The sequence below is a fragment of the Anaeromonas frigoriresistens genome, from assembly GCF_016820655.1.
Lineage (GTDB): Bacteria > Bacillota > Clostridia > Tissierellales > SIT17 > Anaeromonas > Anaeromonas frigoriresistens.
The window spans coordinates 1-3,270 of record NZ_WSFT01000010.1 but is presented as its reverse complement, the minus strand read 5'-3'; the positions used below and the strand labels follow the sequence as shown (position 1 = coordinate 3,270).

7 protein-coding genes are annotated in these 3,270 nt (G+C 30.5%); all 7 read right to left on the bottom strand.

The window, feature by feature from the left end:
- Nucleotides 1–205, bottom strand: a 205-nt coding sequence (locus GOQ27_RS16950; protein WP_207751246.1) for a hypothetical protein, incomplete at its 3' end; no start/stop codon positions are given.
- Between the two features lie 66 nt (nt 206–271).
- Entirely contained in the window at nt 272–919 is a 648-nt protein-coding gene (locus GOQ27_RS01250; protein WP_203364999.1) for a class I SAM-dependent methyltransferase, read from the bottom strand.
- An 18-nt stretch (nt 920–937) separates the two neighbouring features.
- Nucleotides 938–1,087, bottom strand: coding sequence for a hypothetical protein (locus GOQ27_RS01245; RefSeq protein WP_203364998.1), 150 nt, complete (start codon nt 1,085–1,087; stop codon nt 938–940).
- Between the two features lie 238 nt (nt 1,088–1,325).
- On the bottom strand, nt 1,326–1,754 hold the full coding sequence (locus GOQ27_RS01240) for a GNAT family N-acetyltransferase (RefSeq protein ID WP_203364997.1): 429 nt from the start codon (nt 1,752–1,754) through the stop codon (nt 1,326–1,328).
- A 142-nt stretch (nt 1,755–1,896) separates the two neighbouring features.
- The gene (locus GOQ27_RS01235; RefSeq protein WP_252187705.1) at nt 1,897–2,145 is read right to left on the bottom strand and encodes a TIGR04076 family protein; all 249 of its coding nucleotides are present in this window, start codon (nt 2,143–2,145) and stop codon (nt 1,897–1,899) included.
- A gap of 262 nt (nt 2,146–2,407) precedes the next feature.
- On the bottom strand, nt 2,408–2,758 hold the full coding sequence (locus GOQ27_RS01230; protein ID WP_203364995.1) for a hypothetical protein: 351 nt from the start codon (nt 2,756–2,758) through the stop codon (nt 2,408–2,410).
- 93 nt (nt 2,759–2,851) lie between these two features.
- A complete protein-coding gene (locus GOQ27_RS01225; RefSeq protein WP_203364994.1) occupies nt 2,852–3,103 on the bottom strand; it encodes a hypothetical protein in 252 nt (83 codons plus the stop codon).
- Between the last annotated feature and the right edge of the window lie 167 nt (nt 3,104–3,270).

The following is a 3,270-nucleotide window of genomic DNA, read 5'->3' as shown; positions in this document are numbered from 1 at the left end:
CAAAATGGAATAATTCTATTCTTCTAACCAACAATTTCACCCCTCTTAAAATAAAACTCTTTATGATAGGATCTCTTATATTACTCTTCTTTGCCATTTCAGATAACATGCTATTGCATCTAACGTTCCCATGGTTCACCCTTGATCGCTCAGTAATTCCAACATCATCTGTGTCGAATAAATATTTTACCGCGAAATATTCCAAGACCTAACTAACTTGTTGAATGATGGAAAACGCTATGTTCTATGATTTAAAAGGCAATTTATCTACTTATATTTTGCGGATAACCAGCTCTAATGCTCCATGATAATGCTCTTCACCATGCCCAATATCTAGACTTATGTCTTCTTTTATACATATAATTTCACAATCAGATTCAATGGTTCTTAGTAATTCATTCTTTTCAAAGTATGTTTTAATGATATTTCTCTCTGGTATGTAATAGGAGTCGGTTTCGACTTCTTGATATTTCGCTTTATACTCTTGATATTGGGGGTCATCTTTAGAAAATACCCCAATGTATAATAACCCTCCAGAAACTAAGCCCCGTTGTGCTTCTTTAATAATCTGTATTGCTTCTGTCTTTTTCAGGAAATTCAATGACCATGTCGATATTATTAACGAACAATTTTGTTCTTGTATTTCGTATTCAGATAATTCTTTATGTACAAGAGAGTACTCACATCCAATATCAGTGAATAACTCTTTGCAGCGCTGTAACGCTGTTTCAGATATATCCACACCTTCAATTTTATGTCCTTTCAATGCAAACATTAAACTGTTTCTACCTTCGCCGATTCCCAAATCAAGTACTTTCCCAGGTTTCACCATGGTCTGATATTGAACTAATATGTGTTCAGCTTCTAAACCCCATATATTTTTTAATTCTCTATACTTCATTTCCCAACTATTATTCACCTTACTGATTCCCCCTAATCATTCATCTATATCATTAAACTTGTCTGCAATATTACTATATCTACCTTTTATTGCACTTAAAGATTCTTCCCAAACCCTACTTCTGAAATATCTACTTATATATGATAATAAGTTATACTTTAATGATTTAAATTCTATATATTTCACCAAAATCCTTTTTTTACAAAAAACTGATATCTAGTTAAAGATATCAGTAGGAGTTTTTATTGATAAAATTAAAATGACAAGTGTCTAAGCTAAATTACCTACTAATGTAGAAATAAAATCTAAACGATCGATAAACTGTACCCCATTTACTTTAAAAGTATTATGCGAACTAAATATTAATTTAAGTTTTTCATGATTAATAAATGTTGTATCATACCTATGATATTGTATATTATGCTTATAATTTCTTGGATAAATGATAAAGCTTATGATCTTTAGGACAGTCCTCTAATACGCCAAAAATTTTATATCCATTTTTCAAGTAAAAATCTTTAGCCTGGAAATCATATGTACTCAAATATGCAAGATTACACCCCTTATTTCTCGCCTCTGTTTCTACAATACTCAATAATTGTTTCGCAACCCCCTGATTACGATATTCTCTTTTCACCCATAATGTTTCAATGCTGAGAACATTCCATAGTGCTAAACATGCTAAAATCCCACCTATAATCTCTCCGTTCTTATCTTTTATGCATCTATTAATTTCGATAAATGGTTTTTCTTGAGAAAGCGGTATTGATTCAAGATTAAATTGTAGTAACTTTTTTCCGATATACTCAGTTTCTTCCTCTATAGGAATTGTTATATCATATCCAAAATTCATTTTTATCACTCCTCATTAAATATAAATAATTTTTACTGTTTAGAAGTCCTACTTATATGATTTAATATATAAAAACTTAATTATTCGTAGAAAAATTCACCTTATTTCAATATCTACTTTAAAAAATTACATATTGTAGTTATTAGTCCTGAACTACTTCCCCATGTATTAAAACTCTGCCATTATCTGGACACCTCATTCGAAATTTCTTTTCTCTAGTAGCTTCATAATCTAAATCACCTTTATTCAATAATGTATAAACACTAGGATATATGCTCTGCCATAATTCATGACAAATAGGAGGGCAAATATCCTCTACTATGAAAGTATCTCCTGTCCTATGATAATTCCCTCGACACTTGCTTTCCAAAATTGTCAACTTAACTTTCATCATATTTTCCCCTTCCTCTTATTGCAATCTATTAAATTTATATCTTATGATGTTTCCTGCGTATGATATAAATTTTCAGTACTAATCTTCTATGTATATTTATAAATCCCTAAAGTATCAGCCAATCAAATACACCATCTATCATCTAACGGTCCGCATTCAAGACATTCCTTCACCTAGCCAAACTTTAAATAAACCTTATGCATAACAACTCTAAAAAATTTAGTGCGTTAATAAAGTATCAATTACTTAAATGTAATCCTTACACACCATAGTGTATAATATATTTACTTTCAGATATTGCTTTTCTTATCAATATCATTAAGTCAATCAGCTCAATCGATGATTTTGACCTTGTATCATTTGAAATAACATTATAAAAATGCTCTAATGATTCTGGAGGAATAAGAGTAACTCCCCACCTTACTAATCCAAATTCAGATCTACTATGGCAATGGAAGTAAGTTTTAATTAATGTTAGTTCGTTCCACCAATCGTTCAAAATATCATCATTGATAGCAATACAATTATATTTTTCAGATTCATATTCTGAGGAGTAATCCTTATCTCTTTCAAAATTATCAATAATACCGAATTCAGCAGCACAAGACATATTGCCCTCCCTTTCTGATAAAAATAGTACTTTCCTTTGAACAGACAGCAATTTTGAATTTTTATTAAGTGATAAACAAATTAGTTAAAACAATTAAAGTGCCCATCTGTGATTATTAGGCAAGCATTCATCACAGAACAACCTTCCATCAATAGTAGAACCATTACAAATTCCCTCAATGGCATTTGTCTTTTCTCTGTCTGTTGTCCATTGACCACAAAATGAACACTTACCACAATTATAACTACTTAGATCCAACATCAGTGAGGATGTGGAATTCCATTCTAAGGAAATGTCAATATCATCAAAATTCTGTTTCTTACTTTCACTAATCTCATTAGTCACTTTGTCTATCTGTCTACCCTAGTGATTTAAATATTTCTACTTTTCCTGTTTCCTCATTTAACCGAATGAATTGACCATCCTTAAACCTGGTTGTTTCTTTATGTATTTAGTTTTGATACTAATTTACATAACTTGTCTTTTTTATCCATAATTAAATCCCCGATTTT